Origin of the sequence: Lysobacter concretionis Ko07 = DSM 16239 (assembly GCF_000768345.1) — a bacterium.
GTDB lineage: Bacteria > Pseudomonadota > Gammaproteobacteria > Xanthomonadales > Xanthomonadaceae > Novilysobacter > Novilysobacter concretionis.
In genome coordinates this window covers 241419-267669 of record NZ_AVPS01000003.1, presented here as the reverse complement: position 1 = coordinate 267669, position 26251 = coordinate 241419, and the positions used below count along the sequence as shown (strand labels likewise).

The window sequence follows — 26251 nt, the reverse complement described above, 5'->3', positions numbered from 1 at the left end:
CGCTTGTTTCCGCAAGCGGCTGATTTTGTTGGGAAATCCGCACGGATCCCGCGGCCGCAACGGCTTTTGCTTGCAACCTTCCCGGTCGACCCCCATAACCGGGTGCATGGCCGGCGATGTCGGCGCATCCTCATCTTTCGTGGTCGGGCATCGAGTCCCGGCTGCATGAACGACCGGAGTTTTCCATGACCGAATCCACTGAACGCGAGTCCGCCCAGGACGAGCTGCTCAATCTGCCGGTGCTGCCATTGCGCGACGTCGTCGTGTTCCCGCATATGGTGATTCCGCTGTTTGTCGGCCGCGACAAATCGATCCGTGCCCTCGAAATCGCGATGGAAGCCGACAAGCAGATCCTGCTGGTCGCGCAGAAGGCGGCCGAGACCGACGACCCGGGCGCTGCGGACCTGTTCGAGATCGGCACTTTGGCGCATGTGCTGCAGCTGCTGAAATTGCCCGACGGCACCATCAAGGTGCTGGTGGAGGGCGTCTCACGGGTGCAGGTCGACCACGTGGTGGAGACCGACGGAGCGCTGAGCGGGCAGGCCCGCGAAATCGCGCCGGTGGTCGATCGCGAAGAGCGCGAGATCGAGGCGATCATGCGGTCGCTGATGACCCTGTTCGAGCAGTACATCAAGACCAACCGCAAGCTGCCGCCGGAGTTGATGCAGACCCTGGCGGGGATCGATGAACCCGGGCGCCTGGCCGATACCGTCGCCGCCCACCTGGGCGTGCGCATCAGCGACAAACAGAAGCTGCTGGAAACCCACGGCATCGGTGCGCGGCTGGAACAGCTGGTGGGCCTGGTGGACGGCGAGATCGATGTCCAGCAGCTGGAGAAGCGCATCCGTGGCCGGGTCAAGGGCCAGATGGAGAAGAGCCAGCGCGAGTACTACCTCAACGAGCAGATGAAGGCGATCCAGAAGGAATTGGGTGAGATCGACGATGCGCCCAACGATATCGAGGACCTCACGCGCAAGATCGCCGAGGCGGGCATGCCCAAGCCGGTGGAGGCCAAGGCCAAGAGCGAGCTCAACAAGCTCAAGCAGATGTCGCCCATGTCGGCCGAGGCAGCGGTGGTTCGCAATTACCTGGAGTGGCTGCTCGGGGTGCCGTGGAAGAAGCGCAGCAAGGTGCGCAAGGACCTGAAGGCGGCCCAGGAAGTGCTGGATGCGGATCACTTCGGCCTGGAAAAGGTCAAGGAGCGCATCCTCGAATACCTGGCCGTGCAGACCCGGGTGAAGCAGATGAAGGGCGCGATCCTGTGCCTGGTCGGGCCGCCCGGCGTGGGCAAGACCTCGCTCGGGCAGTCGATCGCCAAGGCGACCAACCGCAAGTTCGTGCGCATGTCGCTCGGCGGCGTGCGCGACGAGGCGGAAATCCGCGGCCACCGGCGCACCTATGTCGGTTCGATGCCGGGCCGGGTGGTGCAGAACCTGACCAAGGTCGGCACCCGCAATCCGCTGTTCATGCTCGACGAGATCGACAAGATGTCGATGGACTTCCGCGGCGACCCGTCATCGGCCTTGCTGGAAGTGCTCGACCCCGAGCAGAACCACGCATTCAACGACCATTACCTGGAGGTCGACCTGGACCTGAGCGAGGTGATGTTCGTCGCCACCTCCAACTCGCTGAACATTCCCGGTCCGCTGCTGGACCGCATGGAAGTGATCCGGATCCCCGGCTACACCGAGGAGGAGAAGGTCAACATCGCGATGCGTTACCTGCTGCCCAAGCAGATCAAGGCCAACGGCCTGAAGCCCGAGGAGCTGAAGGTCGCCGAGTCGGCGGTGCACGACATCGTGCGCTACTACACACGCGAAGCCGGCGTGCGAAATCTGGAGCGCGAGATCGCCAAGATCTGCCGCAAGGTGGTCAAGGAGATTGCCCTGGCAGGCCCGAAGCCGGCGAAGGCCCGCAAGTCGATCCTGACCGTCACCGCCAAGAACCTGGACAAGTATCTCGGCGTGCGCCGGTTCGACTTCGGACGTGCCGAGGAGCAGAACGAAATCGGCCTGGTCACCGGGCTGGCGTGGACCGAGGTCGGTGGCGAGTTGCTGCAGGTCGAAACCACGCTGGTGCCCGGCAAGGGCCAGTTGCTGCTGACCGGCCAGCTCGGCGATGTGATGAAGGAATCGGCATCGGCAGCCTTGTCGGTTGTGCGTGCGCGGACCGAGCGCCTCGGCATCGACCTGGATTTCCTGCAGAAGCACGATGTCCACGTGCATGTCCCCGAAGGCGCGACGCCGAAGGATGGCCCGAGCGCGGGCATCGCGATGGCCACTGCGCTGGTGTCCACGTTGACCAGGAATCCGGTCAGGGCGGAAGTGGCGATGACCGGCGAGATCACCCTGCGCGGCCGGGTGCTTCCGATCGGTGGACTCAAGGAAAAGCTGCTCGCGGCACTGCGCGGCGGGATCACCACCGTGATCATTCCGGAGGAAAACAAGAAGGATCTCGTCGATCTGCCCAAGAGCATCAGCGAAGGTCTCAAGATCGTGACCGCCCGCTGGATCGACGAGGTGCTGGATGTCGCGCTGGAGCGCCCGCTGACGCCGCTGACGCCGCTGCCGCCGGCCGGACAGGAGGGCTTGCCCGCGCCGCGCAAGAGCGAGCGTGTGACGCGTGCCGGGGTCAAGCATTGATTGCGCCTGTTGACGCGAAATTCGCAGAATCGGCTGAAACCCGCGTCATTGCTGGGTTTCCGCCTTGCGCGTCCAAAATCCCGCTGGTATAACGACGGGCAACCGTGTCGCACAAACCCCGCCGGGGACTGCGATGCGGCAAGGTCGATCGGAGGGCCGCTGCTGGCGGTGACATTCCGATTTCAAGAACATCGCGGTCAAATCCGCTCAGGGAGTCCAAACGAATGAACAAGGGTGATTTTGTTGCTGCTGTCGCCGAGGCTGCAGAGCTGTCCAAGACCGATGCCGCCAGTGCCGTGGATGCCGTGATCAGCGTCATCACCAAGACGTTGAAGAAGGGCGAAACGATCACGCTGGTCGGCTTCGGCACCTTCGAGGTTCGCAAGCGTGCTGCCCGTCAGGGCCGCAATCCGAAGACCGGCGAGGCCATCAAGATCAAGGCATCGAAAAATCCGGCGTTCAAGGCTGGCAAAGCCCTGAAGGACGCTGTAAACTAAGTGGCTGGCCCGCCGGTGCCTGCTGTTGGCATCGGGTCTGTAGTACAGGGTGCTTAGCTCAGTGGTAGAGCGTCTCCTTTACACGGAGAGGGTCGGGGGTTCGAAACCCTCAGCACCCACCAAGCACCGGGTAGAAAGCGTTCAAGTGCGGAGTGGTAGTTCAGTTGGTTAGAATGCTGGCCTGTCACGCCGGAGGTCGCGGGTTCGAGTCCCGTCCACTCCGCCAGTTGCACCCAAGCCCCCCGAGTGATCGAGGGGTTTGCTTTGAGTGAGGCGGTTGCTTCCCGGATGCACCGGAGCCATCCGTCCCGCTGGAAAGATGTTCAAGACGCGGAGTGGTAGTTCAGTTGGTTAGAATGCTGGCCTGTCACGCCGGAGGTCGCGGGTTCGAGTCCCGTCCACTCCGCCAGTTGCACCCAAGCCCCCCGAGTGATCGAGGGGTTTGCTTTGAGTGAGGCGGTTGCTTCCCGGATGCACCGGAGCCATCCGTCCCGCTGGAAAGATGTTCAAGACGCGGAGTGGTAGTTCAGTTGGTTAGAATGCTGGCCTGTCACGCCGGAGGTCGCGGGTTCGAGTCCCGTCCACTCCGCCAGTTGCACCCGAAGGGCACCGGAAACGGTGCCCTTTTTTGTTGATGGCCTGCGCGCTTCGCCACCGCATTGATCCGGCTGCCGGATGCAGTTCCCACCTGTCGCCGGGTGTGGGGCGCGCATGCCCCTGGACGTGCCGAACCCCTGAGGCCCATCCACGGTAAACTGTCCGGCTTCCGACCTGACACGACTGGATCATGCTGCAGAAACTCCGAGACAAGACCACCGGCTGGATCGCCATGACGATCCTCGGCATTCTGATCGTTCCCTTTGCGTTGTTCGGACTCGAGCAGTACATGGTCCAGGGCAGCAGCAGCACCGTTGCGACCATCAAGGCGCCGCCGACCTGGTGGTCTTCCGCACCCTCGTTCTGGCCGGCGTCCGTGTTCTGGCGGCATGAGGAAATCGGCACCGAGGAGTTCCGCAACCGCTTCGAGCAGGTGCGCCAGCAGCAGCGCGCCGAGCAGGGCGATGCGTTCGACGCGCGCGCATTCGAGGATGTCGCCAACAAGCGCGCGGTGCTTGAGGGGCTGATCGACCAGCGGGTGCAGTCGATGGCCGCCGAAGCGGCGGGCGTGGCGGTCAGCGATGCCATGGTGCGCGATGAGATCCAGCGGATCCCGGCGTTCCATGTCGATGGCCGGTTCGATCCCCAGCGCTATCAGCTGGCACTGGCATCCCAGGTGCCTCCGCAGACGCCGTCCCAGTTCGACCGAGCGGTGCGCGAGAGTCTGGAGCAAGGGTTGGTGATGAATGCGATCGCCAGCAGCAACTTCATCACCGCGCCGGAAATGGACCGATTGATCAAGCTGATGGGCGAGCAGCGTGATGTCACCTTGATGATCCTGCCGTCCCTGGCGGACGCCGGGACAGGCGCGCCGGTTGCCCAGGCTGATATCCAGGCCTGGTATGACGCCCATCTGGACGACTACCGCGCCCCCGAGAGCGTCAGCATCGAGTACATCTCGCTGGATGCGAACACCATGCCGGCCCCGCCGCCGGCGGACGAGGAAACCCTGCGTCAGCGTTACGACCAGGAGCGCGAGAAATTCGCCGATCAGGAGCAGCGTCTGGCATCGCACATCCTGGTGGAAGTGGACGAAAACGCGGACGCAGCGACCCGCGAAGCGGCCGAAGCGAAGGCGCGTGGGCTGGCCGTCAAGGCGCGTGCCGAAGGGGCGGATTTCGCGGCCCTGGCAGAGGCCGAAAGCGATGACACCGGCTCGAAGGCCGCTGGTGGCGATCTGGGTTGGGTCGGCAAGGACACGATGCCTGCGCCGCTGGAAAGCGTGCTGTTCGCCATGCAGCCGGGCCAGGTCAGCGATCCGGTGAAAACCGAGTTTGGCTGGCACGTGCTCAAGTTGCGCGAGATCAAGGCCGGCGAGCAGGAATCGTTCGAGCAGGTCCGCGATGCGTTGGTGCGGGAGCAGGCCGAGGCTGATCGCGAGCGGGTGTTCAACGACCTGTCCAGCCGCGTGGTCGATGCGGTGCTGCAGAACCCCGGCTCGCTGGCACCGGCGGCGGCCGCGGCGAACCTGACCGTGCAGAAGCTCGGTCCGTTCAACGCGCAATCGAATGAAGGCATCGCCGCCAGCCCCGCGCTGAAGCGTGCGGCGTTTTCCGAGGTGCTGATCCAGGACGCGACAGTCAGCGACCCGATCGAGATCTCGCCAGGTCACAACGTCTGGATCCGGGTGGTCGACCACACGCCGGAACAGGCGCAGCCGTTGAGTCAGGTCAGCGATCAGGTGGTTGCCGCGATCCGTGCCCAACGCCTGCAGAAGGCCGCCAGCGAGCGCGCGGCGGTGTTGCTGGCGCGCGTGAAGGGCGGTGAAACCCTGGCCGCATTGGCGGAGAAGGAATCGCTGCCGGCGCCGGAGACGTTGCCGGGCGTGCCGCGCGGCGCGCCGTTGATCGCGCCGGGCGTATCGGACGCGATCTTCGCCGCGCACATGTCGGCTGACGGCAAGCCGGTCGCGGGTGACCGCGTGCTGGACGATGGCCGGATCGTGCTGTTCACCGTCGACAAGGTGGTGCCGGGCGACATCGACCGCTTCCCGCCCGAACAGCGCCAGATGCTGCAGCAGCAATTGGCCCAGGCGGCCGGGATCGATGATGTGCAGGCGTTGCTGGCCACGCTGCGCAAGACCATGAAGATCAAGGTCATCGAGCAGAACCTGTAACTCGATCGTTGGTATCGGATCCGTGCGGATCCGGTGCCGGCGGAAATGAAAAAGCCCGGCGCGAAGCCGGGCTTTTTCGTGGGTCAGGGACTGTCTGCGTCAGTGCCCGTGTCAGTCCTTGTCGCCGATGCCGGTCATGCCCAGGATGTTGTAGCCCGAATCGACGTACACCACGTCGCCGGTGATGCCCAGTGCCAGGTCCGAACACAGGAACGCGGCGGTGTTGCCGACATCCTCGATCGTGACCGTGCGCCGCAACGGCGCATTCTGCTCGAACTGGCCCAGCATCTTGCGGAAGTTGGAGATGCCCGCGGCGGACAGGGTCTTGATCGGGCCGGCGGAAATCGCGTTGACGCGCGTGCCTTCGGGGCCGAGGTTCAGTGCGAGGTAGCGGACCGTCGCCTCCAGGCTGGCCTTGGCGACTCCCATCACGTTGTAGTTCTGCAGCGCACGCACCGCGCCCAGGTAGCTCAGGGTCAGGATCGAACCGTTGCGCCCCGCCATCAGCGGCCTGGCCGCCTTGGCGATGGCGGCCAGGGAATAGGCCGAGATGTCGTGGGCGATGGCCCAGTTCTCGCGGGTCAGGCCGTCGAGGAACTCGCCCTCGATCGCCTCACGCGGCGCATAGGCGATCGCGTGGACGAGGATGTCGAAACCGTCCCAGCGTTGGCCGAGCTGGTCGAAGCAGGCCGTGATCTGCTCGTCGCTGGAGACATCCAGCGGCAGCACGATGTCGCTGCCCAGGGCTGCCGCGGCTTTTTCCACGCGCGGCCGCAGTTTGTCATTGAGGTAGGTGAAAGCCAGCTCCGCACCCTCGCGGTGCATCGCCTCGGCGATGCCGCTGGCGATCGAACGCTCGCTGGCGATGCCCGTGATCAGCGCACGCTTGCCTTGCAGGAAACCCATGGTTGCTCCTAAGTGATCAGGGCCACGACCGGCACGGTCGGGCAATCACTCATTGTAGCGGGCGCGCGCGAACTAATTGACGCCGCTGATTGTCATCGATGGCGGGGCCAGCAGGTGCACCGGCGCGTCATCGCTGCTGGCGATCCGACCGCCACTGAAGCCCGGGTTGAGACGGCCAAGACGGGCTGCATCCTGGCCGTTGCGGTCAGCCCAGTCGGCCAGCCGATTGATGCCATCGCCGATCGTCACCGCCTGCAGGCGCGGAGCGGGTCGGTCCATGGCCTTGACCCATGACTCGCGATCCTCCGCCTCACCCAGCACGCAAGCCAGCGCGTGTAGCTTGCGCACGTAGGCGTGGGTGGTGGCCGGCACGTTGGGAAGGGCTTCGGGCTTGGCGTTCCGGGCGACCTGGCCGCCGCTTTTCAGCGCGGAAAGGATCCGGTATTCGCCGGCGTTGTAGGCCATCGCGGCCAGACGCCAGTCGCCGGCGAACATCCCGTGCAGGGTCTTCAGGTAACGCACCGCGGCGCGGGTAGAGTCGACCGGCGAGAGGCGCCCGTCGTACCCCTTGCGGATCGGGACTTTGTGGTTGCGCGCGGTACGTTCGATCATCTGCCACATGCCGACAGGGCCCGCCGGGCTGCGTGCTTCCGGTCGATAGCCGCTTTCCACGAACGGGATCAGCGCGTACTCGCTGGGCAGATGGGCTTCGCGCACGGCGTCCAGTACGTAACCGAACAACAGCAGCGTGTCTTCATTCTGCGATGCGAGCCGCTTGGGCGCGGCGGCGTAATGCTTGCTCCAGCGCGCGCTTACCTCCGTGCCGCAGCTCGGGTCGGCCAGGCCTTGCTGGAACTGCTGGTAGATTTCCAGTCCGCTGCGGGAGGGGGCTGTGCCCGCGGCGGGTGCCGAAGCAGGTGAGGTGGTGGTGACGATGGCCGGCGGGGCGGCGTCGGAGGTTCTGGTGGCGGGCGTTGCGGCGGCGGCGGGAGCGACCAGCGCCACTGCGAGCAGTATCCCGACCGCCTGGGCGAGGGCTGCCTTTGCGGGGCGCGGTTTAAACGTGAGGCGCTTCATCCGCTGAATCCGTCTTTCCAGTGCCGCAATTCGGCGAAGACCTCGACCGCATCCGTCGGGACGCGACCGAGGCGGCGTTGTACGGCGGCGATCACGGCCGGCTGGTCGCAACGCAGGAACGGGTTGCTTGCCAGTTCGCTGGCCAGCGTGCTGGGCAGGGTGGGTCGGGAGGCATCACGCATGTCTTGGGCTTCCTGGGTGCGGCGCAACAGCGGCGCATTTTCGGGCTCGACCACGCGCGCGAAGGCGGCGTTGGACAGGGTGTATTCGTGGCCGCAATACAGGCTGGTGGAACCCGGCAAACGGGCCAGGCGCGACAACGATTGGTGCATCTGCAACGGGCTACCTTCGAAAAGTCGTCCGCAACCCAGGCTGAACAAGGTATCCCCGCTGAACAGCACGCCGTCGCCGATCCCGGCTCCGTAATAGGCCACGTGGCTGCTGGTATGGCCTGGAACGGCGATCACTTCGAACTCGAAACCCGTGGCCCGGAGCCGGTCGCCATCTCCCACTGGCGTCGCAGGCACGGCAATGCGCGGGTCGTCGGGTGCAAATACCGGCAGGCCTGGCCAGCGCTCCAGCAGTGCCGGCACGCCGCCGATGTGGTCATGGTGGTGATGGGTCAGCAACACTGCGCCGATCCACAGACCGGCATCGGCGGCGGCGAAGACCGGGCCGGCTTCGCCCGGGTCCACCACCACAGCGGTGTTTTCGTCATTGGGCAACAACCAGATGTAGTTGTCGGCGAACGCAGACAGGGCTTGCAGCTGCACGATGCATGCTCCTCGAGATCGGTGATGGATGTCGGCAGGGTGGTGCCCGTCGACGGACTTGTCGCAGGGACTTGCCGCTGGATTTGCCGCAAAATCGGGAGCCTGCAGCACCAAGGCGAGAATTCGCGACCATGCCCGCGTTTGCGCACGACCGTCAACCCGATGCCTCCGGCCTGGCCTGGTTCGCCAGTCCGGCAGGGCAAGGCGTGCTCGCGACCGAGGCCGCCGCGGTTGCCCGGGTGCTGTCAGGCTGCCCCGCGCTGCCCTGGGCATGGTTGGGCGTGTCGCCCGCGTTGCCACCTCCGGGAGGTCGCCGCAGTGTGTTGTTGCGGTACGAGGGACGTGAACTGGCCGGCTCGGTGCGCTGCCGGTTGCCGCTGCCGCTGGCGAGTGAAACCTTCGGTGCGGTTTTGCTCCAGCACGTACTGGACGAAGGCCGTGACCAGACCGCGCTGCTCGAGGAATGCGCCCGCGTGCTCACGCCGGGCGGCACGTTGTGGCTGGCGACGTTGAATCCATGGAGCCCCTACCGCGCGCGCTGGGCCGGTCGTGGCCTGCATGCGCGCGGTCCCGGTCGCTGGCAGCGCATGCTGCGCCGCGCCGGGTTTGCCGGCAGCTCGATCCGCCTGCAGTGGCTGGGCCCGCATTGGCACGCCAGTCCGGGCGAGGCCGGCGTCGCCGTGATGGATCGCTTTCGCGCCAGTATCGCGATCACGGTCAGCAAGCGTGCGCCGGCGATGGTCCCGCCTACACCCTTGCGCCAGTTGCGTTGGCAAGCCGGGCGCTGGCCGGTGGACGAGGTCCGGCGCGCCTGCGGAGGCGACCTTCAGCAGCGCACTCGGCGATAATGCCGCGATGACTGAAAGCATTCGCGGCACCGACGCAAAGAAGATCGTTGACATCCACACCGATGGCGCCTGCCTCGGCAATCCCGGGCCGGGCGGCTGGGCCGCACTGCTGCGCTGCAAGGGGCGCGAGCGCGAACTGGTGGGCGGCGAGGCCGACACCACCAACAACCGCATGGAGCTGATGGCGGCGATCTGCGCGCTGGAAGCCCTCAGCGAGAGCTGCGTGGTGACGCTGCATACCGACTCCCAGTACGTCCGCCAGGGCATCACCCAGTGGATGGCCAACTGGATGCGTCGTGGCTGGAAGACCGCCGCCGGCGCCCCGGTGAAGAACCGCGATCTCTGGGAGCGGCTGAACCTGGCCGTGCAAAGCCACCAGATCGACTGGCGTTGGGTCAAGGGGCATTCGGGCGATCCCGACAACGAGCGTGTGGACGACCTGGCGCGTGACGAGGCGACCCGTTTCAAGCAACGCTCGCGCGGTCAGGTGGGCTGAGGTGTCCGTGCGCCAGGTCATCCTCGATACCGAAACCACCGGCCTGAGCTGGGAGCGCGGCAACCGCGTGGTCGAGATCGGCTGCGTCGAGTTCGTCGAACGGCGGCCGACCGGCCGTACCTTCCACCGCTATCTCAAGCCGGACTGCGTGTTCGAGCCGGGCGCGCAGGAAGTGACCGGCCTGACGCTCGAGTTCCTCGCCGACAAGCCGGTGTTTGCCGAGGTGGTCGACGAGTTCCTGGCCTTCATCGACGGCGCCGAGCTGGTGATCCACAACGCCGCGTTCGACGTGGGCTTCCTGGACAACGAGTTGCGCCTCGCGGGCGCGCACCACGGCAGCCTCGCGGACCGCTGCACGATCGAGGACTCGCTGTTGCTCGCCCGTCGTCGCTACCCCGGCCAGCGCAATTCGCTGGATGCCCTGTGCCGGCGGCTGGGGGTGGACAATGCGCACCGCCAGTTGCATGGCGCGCTGTTGGACGCCCAGTTGCTGGCCGAGGTCTACATCGGATTGACATCCGGGCAGGAAGAGATCGGTTTCGATGCCGCCGAGCCGGGACCGGCAGACGCCGGTGCTATTGTGTTCCAGCTCGATGCCCACCGTCCACGGCCACGGGTGGAGGTGGCGCCCGACGAGTTCGCTGCGCACGAGGCGCGGCTGGCGACCTTGCGCAAGCGGGCCGGCCAGGCAGTGTGGGATGACGTGACGGACGAATGACCCGTTGCGATTCGGGCCATACGCGGTGCGTGTCCCTCCGGAACGGAGTCGCGGCTAGTGACTGCGGATGAGTACGGCGGTGATGTTGTCCGAGCCGCCGCCGTCGAGCGCCGCGGCCACCAGCGTGTCCACGCACTCCTGGGCGCTGCAATCCTGCTGGCCGAGCACCCGCGCGATCTCGCTGTCGTCGACTTCCTCGGTCAGGCCGTCGCTGCACAACAGCAACTGCATGCCGGGAAACACCTCGCCGGACAGGGTGGCGACATTCAGGTTGCGCGGATCGGTCACGCCCAACGCCTGGGTGACCACGTTGCGATGCGGATGGCTGCGCGCCTGCTCCTGGGTGATCGTGCCGCTGGCGATCAGCTCCTGGACATAGCTGTGGTCCTTTGACAGCTGGACCAGTTGGCCGTTGCGCCACAGGTAGACCCGGCTGTCGCCGACCCAGGCGACTTCAAACCGGTTGCCGGTGATCCTGGTGGCGACCACCGTCGTGCCCATTGGCAACGCATCACGCCGCTGCCGCGATGTACGGATGATCTCCTCGTCGGCAATCCGGATGGCCTGGGTGAGCGGGGTGCCGTCGCGGATCTCGCGCACGATGGTTTCCCTTGCCAGCGCGCTGGCGACCTCACCGTATTCGTGTCCTCCCATGCCGTCGGCGACCAGCCACAGGCCCAGTTCGCTGTCGCCGTAATAGCTGTCTTCATTGAGCTCGCGACGTAGGCCGACGTGCGTCAGGTGTCCGAATTCGATCATGGGTTGATCATGCAAGTCAGGACCAGGCGTTCAGATTATCGGGATAACCTTCACGTACGTTAACGCAGTGAAGCCAACTCGACGGCCACGCGCCGCAGGGCCATCGAACCCGTCGGTGGGCGTGATGGCGTGGCCGGTGGTTTGTATCCGGCGCCGGCAACAAAAAAGGCTGCCGGCGGGGCAGCCCTGTTGTTTGTGATGCCTTGTGTAATGGCGGAGAGGGGGGGATTCGAACCCCCGGTACGCTATAAACGTACGCCTGATTTCGAATCAGGTACATTCAACCACTCTGCCACCTCTCCGGTGTACCGCCGGCAGCAAGTCCGGGGTCGTGGGGGCGCAATCATACGGTGCGCGCGGCAAGCAGACAAGCCACCAGTCCGGAAGAGTGCGGCGCTAGACTGTCGGTCTCGTTCTTACTTGCGCGCCAGGTTGAATCCGTCCCATGTCCGAAATCCTTGTTCCCGTTTCCTTTGGCGAGTTGCTCGACAAGATCTCGATCCTGGCGATCAAATCCGAGCGCATGACCGATCCGGCCAAGCTGGCCAATATCCACAACGAACTGGGCGCGCTGCAGAAGACCTGGCTGGAACACCCGGCCGCCGGCAAGGAAGTGGTCGCCCTGCGCGCGGCGCTCAAGGCGGTCAATGAACGCCTGTGGGAGATCGAGGACGACATCCGCCTCAAGGAGCGCGCGCAGGAGTTCGACGCGGACTTCATCCAGCTCGCCCGCAGCGTCTATATCCAGAACGATGAGCGCGCCCGGCTCAAGCGCGAGATCAACCACGCGCTGGGTTCGACCTATGTCGAGGAAAAGTCCTACCAGGACTACCGGAAGCCGGATGCGTCGTGATGAGGCAGATCGGCCCCTTCCAGGCAACCGTTGCTTCGCAGCTAACTAGCCCGACGCGTCGGTGACGAAGCGTTCGAAGGCCTCCGTCGCGTCTTCCACCGTGACCAGATCCATGACGCCCTCGTGCTCGATCTTGCTGCCCCAGCGCAGTTCGGCTGCCGGTTTGCCACGGAACCTGCGCGCGGCATCGTCATAGCGGTCCACGCAGTAGCGGCGGTCGCTGTAGGGCCCGCTGCGGGCCGGGTTGCTGGCCGCATGCAGGCCCAGCACCTTGGTGCCCATCGCGTTGGCGATGTGCATCGGCCCCGAATCCGGGGTCAGCAACAGGTCGGCGCGTTCCAGCAGCGCGGGCAATTGTTTCAGGGTGTCCTTGCCGACCAGGTCGAGCGCCTCGCCACGCATCGCATGGAGGATCGCGTCGGTGGTCTGCCGCTCCAGTCCGCTGCGTCCACCGCACAGCACCACCCGCCAGCCGCGCGCGATCGCGTGGTCGGCGACGGCGGCATAGCGATCGGTCCGCCAGTTGCGCAGCACGTGGCTGGAGCACGGCGAGATCATCAGGGTCCGGGTGCCGTCGTCCGGCCATTGCGCGCGTGCCCATTCGCGCGCTTCCGCGGGCACCGGCAGGTCCCAGCGCACGTCGGTCTGCTGCAGGCCCAGCGGTTCGCAGAAACTGCCGATGGCGTCGAGGACGTGGATGCCGGGGCGGTCGGGAATCCGACGGTTGACGAACAGGCCGTGCCCGTCCCTGGAGCGCGCCCTGTCGTACCCCACCCGCACCCTGGCGGGCACGACCGCGGACAGCAGGTTCGCCCGCGCGGCCACCTGCATCTGCAGCAAGACATCGAATGCGCGGGTGTCGACGGGACGGGCGTGCAAGCGGCGGTACAGCGCGATCATTCCGCCCAGCCCGGATTTCTTGTCGTACTCGATGAACTCCACCCCCGGCAGACCTTCCAGCAGGCGCTGTTCGGTCTTGCCGATGATCCAGCTCAGCGGCGTGTCCGGCCATGCAGCCTGCAGGGTGCGCACCAGCGGCACGACATGGGTGACGTCGCCCAGCGCGGACAGGCGCAGCAGGCAGATCGAAGCGGGTGCAGGGGGCATGCTAATTGCTAGACTCCGGGTGATGACGGGGTATGACGCTGCCGAGGGACTGACGCCATTCCGCGAAGACGGCGGTTACGGGGCGATTCTGTTCGACACCACACGGATGCGGCAAGCGCAGCCGGAATGGTTCGTTCCCGCGTTCTGGGAGGAAAAAGCGCGCCCGGTTGAAAGCGGCGGACGCGGCGGGGCGTGGTTTGTCGACGCGCCGTTCGGCCCGGCGGTGTTGCGACGCTACCTGCGTGGCGGCATGGTGGCCAGGCTCAGCCGTGACCGTTACCTGTGGCGCAGTGCCGACGCGACGCGCAGTTTTGCGGAGTATCGGCTGTCGCGCGCGATGATCGAAAAAGGCGTGCCGGTGCCGCGGCCGATCGCCGCGAGCTATCGCCGCGAAGGCCTGTTCTACCGGTGCGCGATCCTGATCGAGCGCCTGCCCGACGTGCGCACCCTGGCCGACCGGGCGATGGTGGCCGGCGACGGTGCGCCATGGGAAGAGGCCGGTCGGCTGGTCGCGCGCGCGCACCGGGCGGGCCTCGATCACGCCGACCTGAACGCCCACAACCTGATGTTCGACACCTGCGGCAACGGCTGGGTGATCGACCTGGATCGCGGCCGGATCGCGATTCCCGCCACTGGCTGGCGGGAGCGCAATCTCGCCCGCCTCAAGCGCTCGTTGCTGAAGCTGCGCGGCGAGCGCGAAGTCACCGCGGTGGAGCGCGATTTCGCCCGTTTGCGCGGCGCCTATGACCGCGCATGGGCGCGGGGCTACTGACCGATGGCCTGGACCCTGCGCCTGCACGGAGTGGGCAATGCCTCGGCGGTCGAGCTGGGCTCGGCGATGGCGACCCTGGAGCGCGACGGCCAGCCGTGGCTGACCATCGACTGCGGCGGCGAAGGCTTGTCGGCCTATCTGGCGCATTACGGCGCCGCCCCGCAGGCGTTGTTCATCACCCACACCCACCTCGACCACATCGCCGGCTTCGAGCGGTTGTTCGTGCAGAGCTATTTCGACCCCGGCCGTCGCGGCCGGGTACGCCTGTATGTGCCGGCGAAGCTGGTGCCGCTGCTGCATCAGCGCGTGGGCGATTACCCCAATCCGCTGGCGGAGGGCGGGGCGAACTTCTGGGATGCGTTCCAGGTGATCCCGGTCGGCGACGCGTTCTGGCACGACGGCGTGCGGCTGGAAGTGTTTCCCGTGCGCCATCACTGGCCCGACACCGCGTTCGGCTTGCGGTTGCACGGCAGCGTGGTCTGGACCGGCGATACCCGGCCGATTCCCGAAGTGCTGGCCAAGGTCGCCGATGCCGGGGAGCTGATCGCCCACGATTGCGCGTTGCATGGCAACCCCTCGCACAGCGGCATCGAGGACCTGGAGCGCGAATACCCGCGCGAGGTGCTGGCCCGTTGCCTGCTGTACCACTACGGCAGCGTGCAGGAGGGAGAAATACTCGCCGCGCGGGGCTATCGGATCGGCCGGCCGGGCGAAGTGGTCGCGTTGGCGGACAGCACTGCGTTGCAGGTCGAAGTGCCGCGATAGTTCAAGGCGGGGGCGACGGCAAGGTCCGCTCGGAAGAAGCTTGGCGTTCGCACTAAGTCGCGGGCAATTCCCGGAAAGGCGATGGCCCCGCCGGCTGACCTCGGCACCCGCATCAGTCAATACCGTTGCTGCCTTCCGGCCCTGGCGGAGTTTTCGACCTGGCGTCGCGAGGGGCCGACGGGGCCACCATGGACAGTTACAAGATGCACAGTCACAAGCAAGCGGGATACTGCAAAATCTGGCGGAGAGAGGGGGATTCGAACCCCCGAAGCGCGGTTTAGACGCTTACACACTTTCCAGGCGTGCTCCTTCAACCACTCGGACACCTCTCCGCATCGTCCCGCATCTGAAGCCGCTCAGACCCCCGCAACGACACCAGGTCGCCAGCGGGTCGCAAAGTCTAGCGGTGCCGGGGCTTGCGGACAAGTCGCCTGTTGGCGGTCGTCGGCGCGGGGGATGCGGCGTGGCACAATGGCACCGGCCCGCCATGGCCGGCCGACCGCGGCACGGCGCACGGGCCAGCAGCCATTCCCTCCGGACTTGTCCAAGGTTATCGATGTCCTACCTCGTCCTCGCCCGCAAGTGGCGGCCCAAGCGCTTCGCCGAACTGGTCGGGCAGGAACACGTGGTCCGGGCGCTGACCAATGCGCTCGATACCGGCCGGGTCCATCACGCGTTCCTGTTCTCCGGCACCCGCGGGGTCGGCAAGACCACGATTGCGCGGATCTTCGCCAAGTCGCTCAACTGCGAGCGCGGCACGTCGGCCGATCCGTGCGGGGAGTGCAACTCCTGCCGGGACATCGATGCGGGCCGTTTCATCGACCTGCTGGAGATCGACGCGGCCTCCAATACCGGTGTCGACGACGTCCGCGACCTGATCGACAACGCGCAGTACATGCCGTCGCGCGGACGGGTCAAGGTCTACCTGATCGACGAAGTCCACATGCTGTCCAAGTCGGCGTTCAATGCGCTGCTGAAGACGCTGGAAGAGCCGCCGGGGCACGTGAAGTTTTTGCTGGCGACCACCGACCCGCAGAAGCTGCCGGTGACGGTGCTGTCGCGCTGCCTGCAGTTCAACCTCAAGCGCCTCGACGAGGGCCAGATCGGCGGGCAGGTCGAGAAGATCCTGCAGGCCGAGGGCATCGCGGTCGAGCCCGGCGCGGTACGCCAGATCAGCAAGGCCGCCGACGGCAGCCTGCGCGACGGGCTGTCGCTGCTGGACCAGGCGATCGCCTACACCGGCGGCCAGCTGACCGATGCGGCGGTGGCGACGATGCTCGGCACCGTCGACCAGACCCGCGTGGGCGCGCTGCTGGATGCGCTGGGTAATGGCGATGGCGGGACGCTGCTGCACGAGGTGGCGACGCTGGCCGAGTTCTCGCCTGACTGGGGCAGCGTGCTGGAAGCACTGACCGAAGCCCTGCACCGGATCCAGGTGCGGCAACTCGTGCCAGGCGTGGCGGTCCAGACCGATGGCGTCGATGTCGATGCATTGGCCGCCAAGGTGCCGGCCGAAGTGGTGCAGCTGTGGTACCAGATGGCGATCAACGGCCGCCGCGACCTGCCGCTGGCGCCGAGCCCGCGGGCCGGATTCGAGATGAGCGTGCTGCGGATGCTGGCGTTCCGTCCGGCGGGCCCGGGCGCGGGGCGCCCGACACCGGCGGCTTCGGAGCGCGATGATGCGGCCGCGGCTGGACCGGCAACGCCGGCACCGGCCGCCGCGAGCGCGACCGGCATGCTGCCCGCGCCGGAAAAAAAAGCCGAAGCACAACGGCCGGACGTGCCGGCGATTGATATCTCGCAATCGGCTGCCTCGGTGAGGTTAGTCGCCGATCCGGGAGTCCCGGCGTTGCCAGCGGTGCCGGATGCGGATCCCGGCGCGCAGCCGCCAATCACGGCGCCGCCGATGCCGGTAACGGCGGAAACGCAGTCCGCGTATGAGCCGGCCGTTGAGCCCGTAATGGCGACATCGTCGCTGCAGGCTGCCGGAAAGCCGGCGCCGGTCCGGGTCGCGGATGCCGGGGCACTCGAACACCAGGGACATCGCGAGCTTGAGGACGAGGCCGCCGCGATGCCGGCAGCACCCGCCGCACCTTCGATGGATCCAGCTCCCGCTGTTTTGGCCGATGCATTGGCAGCGCCGCGGCCGGAGCGGCCGCCTGACACCGGATTCGAAAGCGCTGTCATCGACAATGCCGACGCCTGGCATGCCTGGGTGATGGCGAGCGAACTGAAAGGTCCCGCACGTGTGCTGGCCGAGCATGTGGGCTTCATTGCCTGTCACGACACTGTGTTGACACTCGGCCTGGCCCCGGACGATGAGCTGCTGAACAAGCCGGCCCTGGTGCGGCAGATCGCCGATGCCCTGGCGCCGTTGTTCGGCGGCGTGCCGGATATCCGCTTCGAGGCCGCGACCGGCAAGATCACTTCGCTGCGCGAGCGCAACGAACGGGCCCGGGACGAGCGCCAGGCGATGGCGGAACGAGCGTTCATGAACGATGCGCAGGTGCAGCAGCTGGTGGGCCAGTACGGCGCGAAGATCGTGGCCGATTCGATCCGCCCGTTCGACGGCGCCTGAACCGGAAGGCCGTTCGCGGCCTTGTGGATGGCGTGCGCCGCCTTCATCTCGACAGACATCCCGTAATCCTTCATTTCACCGACCGGAACGAGTAGACGACATGCGTGGAAACATCGCCCAACTCATGCAGCAAGCGCAGAAGATGCAGGAAAACATGCAGCGTGCGCAGGAAGAACTGGCCAACATCGAGGTCACCGGCAACGCCGGCGGCGGCATGGTCAACGTGACCCTGACCGGGCGCATGGAGTGCCGCAAGGTGCGCATCGATCCCAGCGTGCTGTCCGACCCGGAAATGGCCGAAGACCTGATCGCCGCGGCGATCAACGACGCGGTCAACAAGGTCAACGCGGCCTCGCAGGAGAAGATGGGTTCGGCGACCGCCGGCATGCAGCTGCCGCCGGGAATGAAGTTGCCGTTCTGACGCTCCGCGATGAGCTCACCCCTGCTTGAGCAGTTGATCGACGCGTTGCGCGTGCTGCCCGGCGTCGGCCAGAAGTCGGCCCAGCGCATGGCCTACCACGTGCTCGAACGGGAGCGCGCGGGTGGCCAGCGGCTGGCCGATGCGCTCGCGGTCGCGGTGGAGAAGATCGGCCATTGCGCGCGTTGCCGGGATTTCAGCGAGGACGAGGTCTGCCCGACCTGCGCCAGCGCCTCGCGCGATGTCCATCAGTTGTGCGTGGTGGAAACCCCGGCCGACCGCCTCGCGATCGAGCAGGCGACCGGCTACCGCGGGCTGTACTACGTGTTGCAGGGGCGGCTCAGCCCGCTCGACGGCATCGGCCCGGCCGAGCTGGGGCTGGATCGCCTGCATGCGCGGCTGGCCGAAGGCGAGGTGTCGGAGTTGATCGTCGCCACCAACCCGACGGTGGAAGGCGAGGCGACCGCCCATTACGTCGGCCAGATCGCACGCCAGCACAACGTCCGGCCCAGCCGGCTGACCCATGGCGTGCCGCTGGGCGGCGAACTGGAATACGTCGATCGCGGCACCCTGTCGCACGCGTTCGGCAGCCGCAGCGAGATGCCCTAGAGAAATATCCCGGGCCGGCCACCGCCCGCACCGGGCGACAATGCCGCCATCCTCACCGGAGTTCCGCCATGACCGACGACACCATTTTCGGCAAGATCATCCGCCGCGAACTGCCCGCCGACATCGTCTACGAGGACGACCGCCTGATCGCGTTCCGCGACATCGCCCCGCAGGCGCCGGTGCATGTGCTGTTCGTGCCCAAGACCCCGATCGCGACACTCAACGACCTGACCGATGGGCAGGCCGCGGTCGTGGGTGGCCTCGTGCACGCGGCCGCGGAGTATGCCAAGCGCGAGGGCCTGGCTGAAGACGGCTACCGGGTGGTGATGAACTGCAACGAGCATGCCGGCCAGACCGTGTTCCAGATCCACCTGCACCTGCTGGCCGGTGCCCCGCTGGGCCGGTTCGGCACGCAGAAGTAGTCATCCCGCAGGATGCGAAAACGCCCCGGTTTACGGGGCGTTTTCATGTGTGTCGGCGGCTTCCCGGACGCTGGCTGCTACCAGTAACCCCACCACGGCCACGGCGAGGGGCGGGTGATCACGTCGACCCGTTCGCGCACCGGCCACAGGTACACCACGTCGGCGGCGACGCGCGGGAAACGGTAGTCGTACCCGCCGATGCGGCGGTTCTCATAACCATCGATGCGGCCGGTGAAGGTCACCTCGCGGTTGGTCTGGAACAGCGCCGGGTCGTAGAAGCCGTCGCGGCAGGCGATGAAGCGGCCGCCGACGTCGTCGGTCGCCCAGTACGGTCGGCCGTAGACGTTGAGCCGGGTCGAGATCATCTCGAAGCAGGTGCGGTTCGGGTGCGGCTCGACCTGCACGATCCGACCCCCCCAGCGCACGAGGGCACCGGTACGGTCGATGCTGCCGGCGTCGTGGGGGCTGATCTGGGCGAACTCGCCCTGCAGCGGCTTGGGCTGGCTGGCGCAGGCGGCCAGCAGTACGGTGGCGAGCGCGAGGATGGCAAGACGGATGCTCATGGGTGTTCTCCGTGTCGGGGGTGGGTCGCGGTCATTGGCCTGCCCTGCATCAGTCTGCGCCATCCCTGCCGGCATGCGGCCGGTGGCGGCGCAGGGCACGTATGAGTTCACGTGATTCGCGTTCGCGTGACCCGCGCGATGTCTTGTCCGGACCCGTCGTAGCGTAGCGCCAATCGCTGAAACGGTGGCTGAGGCGATCCAGGCCGGCATCGCCGCCGGGCTGCCCGGCGGCCACGCGTTGCGCCCACTGGATCGCGGGTTCATCGGGTGCGCGCCCCAGTCCACGTCGCCGGTAGCGGCGCTCCAGTGCATGCCAGGCGCGCAGGACCGGATCGGGCTGGCGCTCGGCGCGACGGCTCAGCCAGATCATCCACAGCAGCCCGAGCAGCGCCATCAGTGCGAACAGCAGCCCCAGCTTGACGCCGTCCAGCCGGTCGATGCCCAGCGGGCGCAGCAGCCGGGTCTGGCGTTCGGCATTGAACCCGAGCACCAGATCGTTCCAGCCGCGCCGCAACCAGTCGGTCATGTTGAACAGCCCGCTGGCATCGCCCAGCACGCGGCCGAACAGGCTGCCCGATCCGGGTATGCGGTCGTCGAGGGTGTCGTAGATGCGTTCCGGCGCGACTGCGGCGGTCGGGTCGGCGCGGACCCAGCCGCGGCCTTCCAGCCACACCTCCGCCCAGGCATGGGCGTCGGAGCGCCGCACCAGCCAGTAGTCGCCCAACGGGTTGCGGTAGCCGCCGACATAGCCGGTGACCACGCGCGCGGGGATGCCGGCCCCGCGCATCAGCACCACGAAGGCCGAGCTGAAGTGTTCGCAGAAGCCCTCCTGCTGGTCGAACAGGAACTCGTCGGCCGAGTGGTGCCCGGCCAGCGGCGTGCTCAGGGTGTAGGCGAAATCGCGCTGTATCCAGTCCATGGCGCGCCGCACGATCGCGGCATCGTCGCGGCCGGCGTCGGCGCGCCATTGGCGGGCGAGGGCGAGCGTGCGCGGGTTGTAACCGTCCGGGAGCGCCAGCGCGGCCTGTCGCAGCCCGGCGCGCAGTTGCGGCTCGAACGCGGCCGGCGGGGCCGACTGCATCCGCCAGCGGGTCAGCGCGCTCAACGGCCGGTCGGCGAACAGCTCGTGATCGTGCCCGAGCCGGGTGCCTTCGGGCGCCTCCAGCGGCAGTTCGAGGGCGACCATCTGGCGCCGGTCGGTGGGTTCGATCTCGATCTCGTAGTCCCACTGCGTCGCGGCGCGCTGCACCGGTGCGGCCGGCAAGGTGCCCATCCAGCGGGCGCGGGTCCAGCTGCGGCCGTCGAAGTCCGACAGCACCGGGCCGCGCCAGTACATCTGCGAGGTCGGCGGGACGGCACCGGAAAAACGCACGCGCAGTGCCGGCGTGTCGTCGGCCATCAGGTCGATCCACTGTCCCGGCGTCATCTGGTCCGACAGTCCGGTACGCGCCAACGCGCGTTCGGGAACGCCCCACAGCGGCGAGCCCAGGCGCGGGAACAGCCAGAACGCGGCCAGCGCCAGCGGCAGGCCGATCGCCAGCAGGCGGCCGATGCCGGCGAAACGGCGGCTGGCCCGCACCGCAACGAGATCGCCCGACTCCAGATCGGCCAGACGCTGCAAGGCGCACAGTGCCAGCACCGCGCCGACCAGACCCAGCAACAGGCTCAACGGTCCCTGGTCGAGCAGGAAGGTGCCGAACGGAGCGAACAGGGCAAACCCGAGCAGGCTGCGTGCCTCCCGCAGGCTGAAGGTCTCCGCCGGCTTGATGGCCAGCATCGCGGCCAATACGGCGCAGCCGGTATCGCGGCCGAAACGGTGGCCGGACATTGCGAACACCGCGGCCAGCAGCGCGAACATGATCAGCAGGCGCAGCAGGCCGTGCACCGGTGTGCGCCAGGACAATGCGACCACCGCCGCGCCGGCCGCGCCGATCAGCAGCGCCAGCGGCGACGGCAATTGCAGCAGCAGCGGAAACAGGCAGGCACCCGCCGCGGCCAGCGTCCAGCGACGGCTGCCCGGGTCCAGCGCAACGGCGGCGGACTTACTCATGGGGCAACAGCGCCAGCGCGCGCAGGCAGTCGTGGCGGTGGATCGGGCCCTGTGCCGGACCGAGCGCGGGTTGGCCGGGCAACACCAGCCGGTACCGTCGGCCGTCGCGTTCGGCCTCGTCGACCCAGCGCGCCAGCCGGCCGATCCGCTCCTCACCCGGCATGCGCGTCAGGCCGTGCCAGTCGAGCACAACGTCGGCGCCCAGTGGCTGTTCGTATTCGCGCACCAGCAAGGTGTCGCGGCGTGCCGACGCCTTCCAGGCGATCGCCCGGCGGGAGTCGCCACGGCGGTAGTTGCGCAGGTGATGGACGTCATCGCCGGTGGGATGCAGGCGGCTCTGCGCCCGGTCGCCGGCACCGGTCGGCAGCGGCGGGCCGTCGGTCTCGGGGCGTGGATACACCAGCAGCGGCGATTGCGGCCAGACGTAGGCCCATGCGCGTGCCAGCCCGAGCGGGTGCGTGGTGGAAACCTGCAGGCGGGCCAGGTCGAGCCAGCCGCGCCGGGTCGTGGGAACCAGCAGTTGCGCCTCGCCGCGGCCCTGCTCCAGACCCAGCAGGGAAGGGCGGGAGCTGTCGGTGTCGAGGCTGACCTGCAGGCCGCGCCGCCGCCGTCCGTCGTCGGCCTGGGCGTACACGAGCAGCAACAGGTCGCTGCCGGCCGGCACGGGCTCGGCTTCGATGGCGCTGATGGCCAGACCCGTCAGTTGAAGCTGGCCCGCAATCAGACTGGCGAGCCCGGTGCTGCCAAGCAGCAGGCCGAGCAGCAATGCGGGATTGTTGTTGTAGTTCAGCGCGCCCAACAGCATGGTCAGCAGCAGCACCAGGTAGAACAGGCCGAACCGGGTCGGCAGCACGTACACGCGACGACGGTCGAAGCGTGCGGGCAGGGCTTCGGGCTCCCGCGGGCGCGTCCACACCAGCGCCCAACGATGCAGCTGCCGGAACCACCGTCCAGGCATCGCGGGTCAGTCCACCGCAACCGCGTGCAGGATCGACTTGGCCAGTGCGGCATCGCTGCCGGCTTCGGCTTCGCCGACCAGGCGGTGGGCCGCGACCGCCGCGAACAGCGCCTGCACGTCCTCCGGTCGCACGTGGTTACGCCCCAGCAGCAATGCATACGCCTTCGATGCACGCAACAACGCGAGTCCGGCGCGCGGCGACAGACCGACCCGCACGCCGGGATGCCTGCGGCTGCGCGCCATCAGCGCCTGCACGTAGGCGATCAACGCTTCACTGGCGTGCACGGCGCTGACCGCCTGGCGGATGGCCACGACATCATCGCGATCCAGCCGGGGGCGGGTGGCGGCGATCAGGGCGCGACGGTCGTGGCCGGCCAGCAGTTCGCGCTCGGCGTCCTCGCCGGGATAGCCCAGCGCCAGCCGCAGCAGGAACCGGTCGAGCTGCGAGTCCGGCAGGGGGTAGGTTCCCGACAGGTCGACCGGGTTCTGGGTGGCGATCACGAAGAACGGATCGGGCAGCGCGTGGGTCGCGCCATCGACGGTGACCTGGTGCTCGGCCATCGCCTCTAGCAGGGCGCTCTGGGTACGTGGCGGCGCGCGGTTGATCTCGTCGGCCAGCAGCACCTGGGTGAAGATCGGCCCCGGGTGGAACTCGAAGCGGCGGACCTGCGGGTCGAATACCGATACCCCGACGATGTCGGCCGGCAACAGGTCGGAAGTGAACTGCACGCGCTGGAATTCCAGCCCGAGCGTGGCGGCCAGTGCATGCGCCAGGGTGGTCTTGCCCAGCCCCGGCAGGTCCTCGATCAGCAGGTGGCCGTCGGACAGCAGGGCCACGAACGCCAGCCGGACTTCATGCGGCTTGCCCAGTACCAGCGAATTGACCTGCGCCTGGGCGTCGTCAAGGGCTTTTTTCAGCCGCTCCGGTAGCATGCCGGTTTTCACCGCGCCGATGCCGGCGTCGGACGCGGGAAAGGATGCCGCCATGGTGTTCTCCAGAAGTCGTTCAGCGCCGCCCATGCGAATTTTCTGCCACTCCACGGGATCGTCCCGGAGAGGCGCAGCTTCGCGGCCGGCCACAATCATCCGAGTGTAACGAGGTCATCTGCCGATGCGCGAAATCCCGGCTCCCCCACAGTCCGGTTTGCGGTCCGATCCGGACGCCACCGCTGCCTACCGGCAACCGCAGGCCGGCGCCGAGTCGGCCCGGCGCTGGTTCTGGGGGTTGTTCGTCGCGCTGCTGGTGCTGAAGCTGCTGGTCGCCGCGCGCCTGCCGCTGTTTGTCGATGAAACCTTCTACTGGCTTGAAGGCCAGCACCTCGCCCCGGCGTATTCCGACCTGCCCGGACTGACCGCCTGGCTGGGCCGGTTGGGCGTCAGCCTGGGCGGAAACACGGAGCTGGGCCTGCGGTTGCCGTTCCTGGTCATCGCGGCGCTGGTGCCGTGGCTGGTGATGCGCATCACCGCGCGCGAATACGGCGATGTCCACGGCTGGCAGGCGGGCTGTTTCGCGTTGCTGCTGCCGCTGTCGGGCACCCTGGGGCTGCTTGCGCTGCCGGATGCGGCGATGGCGCTGGCGACCTTGCTGTGCTTGGACGGCGGCGCGCGGTTGCTGCGCCGGGTCGATGCCGGTGCCGCGCTGGAGCTGGCGCTGGGCTTGTCGATCGGCGCGCTCAGTCATTACCGCTTCATCGCGGTGATCGGCGTCGGCCTGCTCGCCCTGTTGCTGCTGGCCGATGGACGCAAGCTGCTGCGTGATGCGCGCGTGTGGATGGCGATTGCGATCGGCGCGGCGGCCTGGGCGCCACTGGTGGCATGGAACCTGGACAACGCCGATGCCGGTTTGCGCTTCCAATTGGTCGATCGGCACCCGTGGGCGTTCCATGCCGACGGCATCCTGTTCATCGCCGTCCAGGCGTTGATGGTGACGCCGCTGCTGTTCGCCGCCCTGGCGTTTGCGTGCTGGCGCGGCCATCGCAGTGCGTTGCCGGTGTCGCGTTACTTCGCGCTGCTGGGCGGGCTGCTGGTCATGGGGTTCTTTGCGCTGGGCTTTTTCGCCGACACCGAGCGGGTCAGTTTCCACTGGCCGCTGCCGGGCTATCTGGCGTTGTTGCCCTTGCTGCCGGCTGCGTTCGCAATCTGGCCGCGCTGGCTGCGTGTGGCCACCTGGGCCACCGCGGGGCTCGGGCTGGTGCTGACGCTGGGCTATTACACCGTGGTGTCGATCCCGGATGTGCGCGCCCGTACCGCGGCGGAAAAGTGGTATCCGTCCAACTTCGCCGGCTGGGATGAACTGGCCGAGGCCGTCCGCTTCAACCGCGCGCAGATGCCGGCGGGGACGAAGCTGGTGGCCGGCAGCTTCAAGGTCGGAGCCGAGCTGGGTTTCGCCCTGGGTGATGCGGGGATTCCGGTGCTCGACCATCCCCTCAACCACAAGCACGGCCGCGCGCCGCAGTTGCGGTTGTGGAACCTGCAGGCACCCGGCCGCGCGGATTGGGGCAGGCAGTTCGGTCCGTCATGGAACGACGCGCCGGTATTGCTGGTGACTGCCTCCAGCGACGTCTCCTACAAGGATCTGCTGCAGCGTTACCACGACCTGTGCCGCATGGTCGGGCCGCTGCCGGCACCGCAGGTGCTCAATGTCGATCACGGCCGCCAGCGCTTCGTGCTGTTCCGGCTCGATCCGTCGATGCCGACGGCCGGTGCCTGCACGGCCCCGGCGATGGCCTGGATCGACAGTCCGGCCAGCGGTGCGACGGTGGGCCGCAGTTTCGATATCGCCGGCTGGGCGTTCAAGGACGGTGTCGGACTGGAGCGGGTCGAAGTGCTGCTGGATGGCCAGCCCGTGGCGGATGTGAAATACGGCCTCGACAGTCCGGGCGTTGCGACCTACTGGAAGATCAGCAATGACCCGAACCAGCCGCGGGTGGGGTTCGGCGGGCGGGTGGATCTGGGCGATATCGCGCCAGGCCGCCACTGGCTGGGTCTGCGCCTGCATGGGGCGGACGGCAGCGTGGAAACCTGGTCGGAGCAGCCAATCAATATCCGGTGACGGCCGGGTCTGCGATGTCGGTGTCGCTGTGGCGGCTCAGGGCACCGGGAAGCCCGCTTCGCGCAGCAGGCGTGCGGTGGCGATCAGCGGCAGGCCCACCAGCGCGGTCGGGTCGCGGGACTGGATGGTCTTGAACAGGCTGATGCCCAGGCCTTCGCACTTGAAGCTTCCGGCGCAGTCGAACGGCTGCTCGGCATCGATGTAACGCGCGATCTCGTCGTTCCCCAGCGTGCGGAAGCGGACCGTGGTGGTGTCCAGCGCCCGCAGGCGGCGACCGTCCCCATGCTGCAGGCAGAGGCTGGTGTGGAAATGCACCGTACGGCCGGACATCGCCGCCAGCTGGTCGATCGCCCGCCCGCGATCGCCGGGCTTTCCGAGCACCCGGCCCTCGATGTCGGCGACCTGGTCGGAGCCGATCACCCAGGCATCGTGCTCCCGGCAGGCAATGGCGTCGGCCTTGGCTGCCGCCAGACGGCGACTGAGGGTGGCGGGAAATTCACCCGGCAGTGGCGTTTCATCGACTTCGGGGCCGGCAATGTCGAAAGTCAGCCGCAGCCGGCCGAGCAATTCGGCGCGATAGCGCGACGTGGAGGCCAGGATCAGCCGCGGCATGGC

The 26251-nt window shown here is 67.4% G+C and carries 24 protein-coding genes, 6 tRNA genes and 1 other RNA gene; 18 read left to right on the top strand and 13 right to left on the bottom strand.

The window, feature by feature from the left end; translation table 11 throughout:
• Positions 1-185: 185 nt before the first annotated feature.
• The 7 genes from lon to N792_RS03650 all read left to right on the top strand — a co-directional run bounded on the left by lon (position 186) and on the right by N792_RS03650 (position 5912).
• Positions 186-2642: an endopeptidase La gene (gene lon / locus N792_RS03680; RefSeq protein ID WP_036192696.1), complete on the top strand. Its 2457-nt coding sequence runs from the start codon at positions 186-188 to the stop codon at positions 2640-2642.
• A gap of 224 nt (positions 2643-2866) precedes the next feature.
• Positions 2867-3139 (top strand): HU family DNA-binding protein, encoded by a 273-nt coding sequence (locus N792_RS03675; RefSeq protein ID WP_036192695.1) that lies wholly within the window; start codon positions 2867-2869, stop codon positions 3137-3139.
• A 47-nt stretch (positions 3140-3186) separates the two neighbouring features.
• Positions 3187-3261, top strand: a tRNA-Val gene (locus N792_RS03670).
• 27 nt (positions 3262-3288) lie between these two features.
• Positions 3289-3365, top strand: a tRNA-Asp gene (locus N792_RS03665).
• Between the two features lie 106 nt (positions 3366-3471).
• Positions 3472-3548: transfer RNA gene (locus N792_RS03660), tRNA-Asp, on the top strand.
• A 106-nt stretch (positions 3549-3654) separates the two neighbouring features.
• Positions 3655-3731 (top strand) — tRNA-Asp (locus N792_RS03655).
• A gap of 195 nt (positions 3732-3926) precedes the next feature.
• On the top strand, positions 3927-5912 hold the full coding sequence (locus N792_RS03650) for a SurA N-terminal domain-containing protein (protein ID WP_036192694.1): 1986 nt from the start codon (positions 3927-3929) through the stop codon (positions 5910-5912).
• A gap of 111 nt (positions 5913-6023) precedes the next feature.
• On the opposite strand, the gene N792_RS03645 is transcribed toward N792_RS03650, so the two are convergent.
• The 3 genes from N792_RS03645 to gloB all read right to left on the bottom strand — a co-directional run bounded on the left by N792_RS03645 (position 6024) and on the right by gloB (position 8668).
• Positions 6024-6818, bottom strand: coding sequence for an enoyl-ACP reductase FabI (locus tag N792_RS03645; RefSeq protein WP_036192693.1), 795 nt, complete (start codon positions 6816-6818; stop codon positions 6024-6026).
• 72 nt (positions 6819-6890) lie between these two features.
• Positions 6891-7895 carry a lytic transglycosylase domain-containing protein gene (locus N792_RS03640; RefSeq protein ID WP_084105358.1) on the bottom strand — a complete coding sequence of 335 codons (1005 nt, stop codon included), beginning with the start codon at positions 7893-7895 and terminating at the stop codon, positions 6891-6893.
• Positions 7892-8668: a hydroxyacylglutathione hydrolase gene (gene gloB / locus N792_RS03635; protein WP_036192692.1), complete on the bottom strand. Its 777-nt coding sequence runs from the start codon at positions 8666-8668 to the stop codon at positions 7892-7894. The genes N792_RS03640 and gloB overlap by 4 nt, the downstream gene beginning before the upstream one ends.
• A 131-nt stretch (positions 8669-8799) precedes the next feature.
• On the opposite strand from gloB, the gene N792_RS03630 reads away from it, so the two are divergent.
• Genes N792_RS03630 through dnaQ form a run of 3 tightly spaced genes read left to right on the top strand, consistent with a single transcriptional unit; the run spans position 8800 to position 10730 of the window.
• Positions 8800-9516: a class I SAM-dependent methyltransferase gene (locus N792_RS03630; protein WP_052103403.1), complete on the top strand. Its 717-nt coding sequence runs from the start codon at positions 8800-8802 to the stop codon at positions 9514-9516.
• A gap of 7 nt (positions 9517-9523) precedes the next feature.
• The gene (gene rnhA, locus N792_RS03625; protein ID WP_036192691.1) at positions 9524-10012 is read left to right on the top strand and encodes a ribonuclease HI; all 489 of its coding nucleotides are present in this window, start codon (positions 9524-9526) and stop codon (positions 10010-10012) included.
• Positions 10013-10019: 7 nt separating this feature from the next.
• Entirely contained in the window at positions 10020-10730 is a 711-nt protein-coding gene (gene dnaQ, locus N792_RS03620; RefSeq protein WP_036192957.1) for a DNA polymerase III subunit epsilon, read from the top strand.
• 54 nt (positions 10731-10784) lie between these two features.
• Here the strand turns inward: dnaQ and N792_RS03615 are convergent, their stop codons facing one another.
• Together N792_RS03615 and N792_RS03610 are read right to left on the bottom strand one after the other, a co-directional pair.
• Positions 10785-11489 carry a PP2C family protein-serine/threonine phosphatase gene (locus N792_RS03615; RefSeq protein ID WP_036192690.1) on the bottom strand — a complete coding sequence of 235 codons (705 nt, stop codon included), beginning with the start codon at positions 11487-11489 and terminating at the stop codon, positions 10785-10787.
• Between the two features lie 211 nt (positions 11490-11700).
• Positions 11701-11791: transfer RNA gene (locus N792_RS03610), tRNA-Ser, on the bottom strand.
• 143 nt (positions 11792-11934) lie between these two features.
• Here N792_RS03610 and N792_RS03605 point away from each other — a divergent pair.
• Entirely contained in the window at positions 11935-12342 is a 408-nt protein-coding gene (locus N792_RS03605) for a DUF6165 family protein (RefSeq protein WP_036192689.1), read from the top strand.
• A 45-nt stretch (positions 12343-12387) separates the two neighbouring features.
• Here N792_RS03605 and N792_RS03600 read toward each other — a convergent pair whose 3' ends face one another.
• A complete protein-coding gene (locus N792_RS03600) occupies positions 12388-13449 on the bottom strand; it encodes a glycosyltransferase family 9 protein (RefSeq protein WP_036192688.1) in 1062 nt (353 codons plus the stop codon).
• A 22-nt stretch (positions 13450-13471) separates the two neighbouring features.
• Between N792_RS03600 and N792_RS03595 the strand changes: the two genes are divergently transcribed.
• Positions 13472-14221, top strand: coding sequence for a 3-deoxy-D-manno-octulosonic acid kinase (locus N792_RS03595; RefSeq protein WP_036192687.1), 750 nt, complete (start codon positions 13472-13474; stop codon positions 14219-14221).
• A gap of 3 nt (positions 14222-14224) precedes the next feature.
• Entirely contained in the window at positions 14225-14986 is a 762-nt protein-coding gene (locus N792_RS03590; RefSeq protein ID WP_036192686.1) for an MBL fold metallo-hydrolase, read from the top strand.
• Positions 14987-15070: 84 nt separating this feature from the next.
• On the opposite strand, the gene ffs is transcribed toward N792_RS03590, so the two are convergent.
• Positions 15071-15167, bottom strand: an RNA gene (ffs, locus tag N792_RS13685) — signal recognition particle sRNA small type.
• Between the two features lie 58 nt (positions 15168-15225).
• Positions 15226-15318, bottom strand: a tRNA-Ser gene (locus tag N792_RS03585).
• Positions 15319-15542: 224 nt separating this feature from the next.
• Between N792_RS03585 and dnaX the strand changes: the two genes are divergently transcribed.
• From dnaX to N792_RS03565, 4 genes are all read left to right on the top strand, one after another.
• The gene (gene dnaX / locus N792_RS03580; RefSeq protein ID WP_036192685.1) at positions 15543-17564 is read left to right on the top strand and encodes a DNA polymerase III subunit gamma/tau; all 2022 of its coding nucleotides are present in this window, start codon (positions 15543-15545) and stop codon (positions 17562-17564) included.
• Positions 17565-17664: 100 nt separating this feature from the next.
• Positions 17665-17985: a YbaB/EbfC family nucleoid-associated protein gene (locus N792_RS03575; protein ID WP_036192684.1), complete on the top strand. Its 321-nt coding sequence runs from the start codon at positions 17665-17667 to the stop codon at positions 17983-17985.
• A gap of 9 nt (positions 17986-17994) precedes the next feature.
• Positions 17995-18591, top strand: a complete 597-nt coding sequence (recR, locus tag N792_RS03570) for a recombination mediator RecR (RefSeq protein WP_036192683.1) — start codon at positions 17995-17997, stop codon at positions 18589-18591.
• Positions 18592-18659: 68 nt separating this feature from the next.
• On the top strand, positions 18660-19013 hold the full coding sequence (locus N792_RS03565) for a histidine triad nucleotide-binding protein (protein WP_036192682.1): 354 nt from the start codon (positions 18660-18662) through the stop codon (positions 19011-19013).
• Between the two features lie 77 nt (positions 19014-19090).
• On the opposite strand, the gene N792_RS03560 is transcribed toward N792_RS03565, so the two are convergent.
• The 4 genes from N792_RS03560 to N792_RS03545 are packed head-to-tail and all read right to left on the bottom strand — an operon-like array spanning position 19091 to position 23517.
• Positions 19091-19576, bottom strand: coding sequence for a Slp family lipoprotein (locus N792_RS03560; RefSeq protein WP_052103402.1), 486 nt, complete (start codon positions 19574-19576; stop codon positions 19091-19093).
• Between the two features lie 49 nt (positions 19577-19625).
• Entirely contained in the window at positions 19626-21626 is a 2001-nt protein-coding gene (locus N792_RS03555) for a transglutaminase TgpA family protein (RefSeq protein ID WP_052103399.1), read from the bottom strand.
• Positions 21619-22584: a DUF58 domain-containing protein gene (locus N792_RS03550; RefSeq protein WP_036192681.1), complete on the bottom strand. Its 966-nt coding sequence runs from the start codon at positions 22582-22584 to the stop codon at positions 21619-21621. Before N792_RS03550 ends, N792_RS03555 begins: the two co-directional genes overlap by 8 nt.
• Before the next feature lie 6 nt (positions 22585-22590).
• Entirely contained in the window at positions 22591-23517 is a 927-nt protein-coding gene (locus N792_RS03545) for an AAA family ATPase (RefSeq protein ID WP_036192950.1), read from the bottom strand.
• 178 nt (positions 23518-23695) lie between these two features.
• Between N792_RS03545 and N792_RS03540 the strand changes: the two genes are divergently transcribed.
• Positions 23696-25636, top strand: coding sequence for a glycosyltransferase family 39 protein (locus tag N792_RS03540; protein WP_084105354.1), 1941 nt, complete (start codon positions 23696-23698; stop codon positions 25634-25636).
• A 36-nt stretch (positions 25637-25672) separates the two neighbouring features.
• On the opposite strand, the gene N792_RS03535 is transcribed toward N792_RS03540, so the two are convergent.
• Positions 25673-26248, bottom strand: coding sequence for a Maf family protein (locus N792_RS03535; RefSeq protein WP_036192680.1), 576 nt, complete (start codon positions 26246-26248; stop codon positions 25673-25675).
• Between the last annotated feature and the right edge of the window lie 3 nt (positions 26249-26251).

Bases quoted from the DNA above. Each gene is read 5' to 3' on its own strand.
- N792_RS03560 (WP_052103402.1), bottom strand. From the start codon at position 19,576: ATGAGCATCCGTCTTGCCATCCTCGCGCTCGCCACCGTACTGCTGGCC.
- N792_RS03605 (WP_036192689.1), top strand. From the start codon at position 11,935: ATGTCCGAAATCCTTGTTCCCGTTTCCTTTGGCGAGTTGCTCGACAAG.
- N792_RS03645 (WP_036192693.1), bottom strand. From the start codon at position 6,818: ATGGGTTTCCTGCAAGGCAAGCGTGCGCTGATCACGGGCATCGCCAGC.
- rnhA (WP_036192691.1), top strand. From the start codon at position 9,524: ATGACTGAAAGCATTCGCGGCACCGACGCAAAGAAGATCGTTGACATC.
- N792_RS03535 (WP_036192680.1), bottom strand. From the start codon at position 26,248: ATGCCGCGGCTGATCCTGGCCTCCACGTCGCGCTATCGCGCCGAATTG.
- N792_RS03565 (WP_036192682.1), top strand. From the start codon at position 18,660: ATGACCGACGACACCATTTTCGGCAAGATCATCCGCCGCGAACTGCCC.
- N792_RS03550 (WP_036192681.1), bottom strand. From the start codon at position 22,584: ATGCCTGGACGGTGGTTCCGGCAGCTGCATCGTTGGGCGCTGGTGTGG.
- N792_RS03540 (WP_084105354.1), top strand. From the start codon at position 23,696: ATGCGCGAAATCCCGGCTCCCCCACAGTCCGGTTTGCGGTCCGATCCG.
- N792_RS03575 (WP_036192684.1), top strand. From the start codon at position 17,665: ATGCGTGGAAACATCGCCCAACTCATGCAGCAAGCGCAGAAGATGCAG.
- N792_RS03555 (WP_052103399.1), bottom strand. From the start codon at position 21,626: ATGAGTAAGTCCGCCGCCGTTGCGCTGGACCCGGGCAGCCGTCGCTGG.
- dnaX (WP_036192685.1), top strand. From the start codon at position 15,543: ATGTCCTACCTCGTCCTCGCCCGCAAGTGGCGGCCCAAGCGCTTCGCC.
- N792_RS03650 (WP_036192694.1), top strand. From the start codon at position 3,927: ATGCTGCAGAAACTCCGAGACAAGACCACCGGCTGGATCGCCATGACG.
- lon (WP_036192696.1), top strand. From the start codon at position 186: ATGACCGAATCCACTGAACGCGAGTCCGCCCAGGACGAGCTGCTCAAT.
- N792_RS03640 (WP_084105358.1), bottom strand. From the start codon at position 7,895: ATGAAGCGCCTCACGTTTAAACCGCGCCCCGCAAAGGCAGCCCTCGCC.
- N792_RS03675 (WP_036192695.1), top strand. From the start codon at position 2,867: ATGAACAAGGGTGATTTTGTTGCTGCTGTCGCCGAGGCTGCAGAGCTG.
- N792_RS03595 (WP_036192687.1), top strand. From the start codon at position 13,472: ATGACGGGGTATGACGCTGCCGAGGGACTGACGCCATTCCGCGAAGAC.
- N792_RS03545 (WP_036192950.1), bottom strand. From the start codon at position 23,517: ATGCTACCGGAGCGGCTGAAAAAAGCCCTTGACGACGCCCAGGCGCAG.
- N792_RS03630 (WP_052103403.1), top strand. From the start codon at position 8,800: ATGCCCGCGTTTGCGCACGACCGTCAACCCGATGCCTCCGGCCTGGCC.
- N792_RS03590 (WP_036192686.1), top strand. From the start codon at position 14,225: ATGGCCTGGACCCTGCGCCTGCACGGAGTGGGCAATGCCTCGGCGGTC.
- N792_RS03600 (WP_036192688.1), bottom strand. From the start codon at position 13,449: ATGCCCCCTGCACCCGCTTCGATCTGCCTGCTGCGCCTGTCCGCGCTG.
- N792_RS03615 (WP_036192690.1), bottom strand. From the start codon at position 11,489: ATGATCGAATTCGGACACCTGACGCACGTCGGCCTACGTCGCGAGCTC.
- recR (WP_036192683.1), top strand. From the start codon at position 17,995: ATGAGCTCACCCCTGCTTGAGCAGTTGATCGACGCGTTGCGCGTGCTG.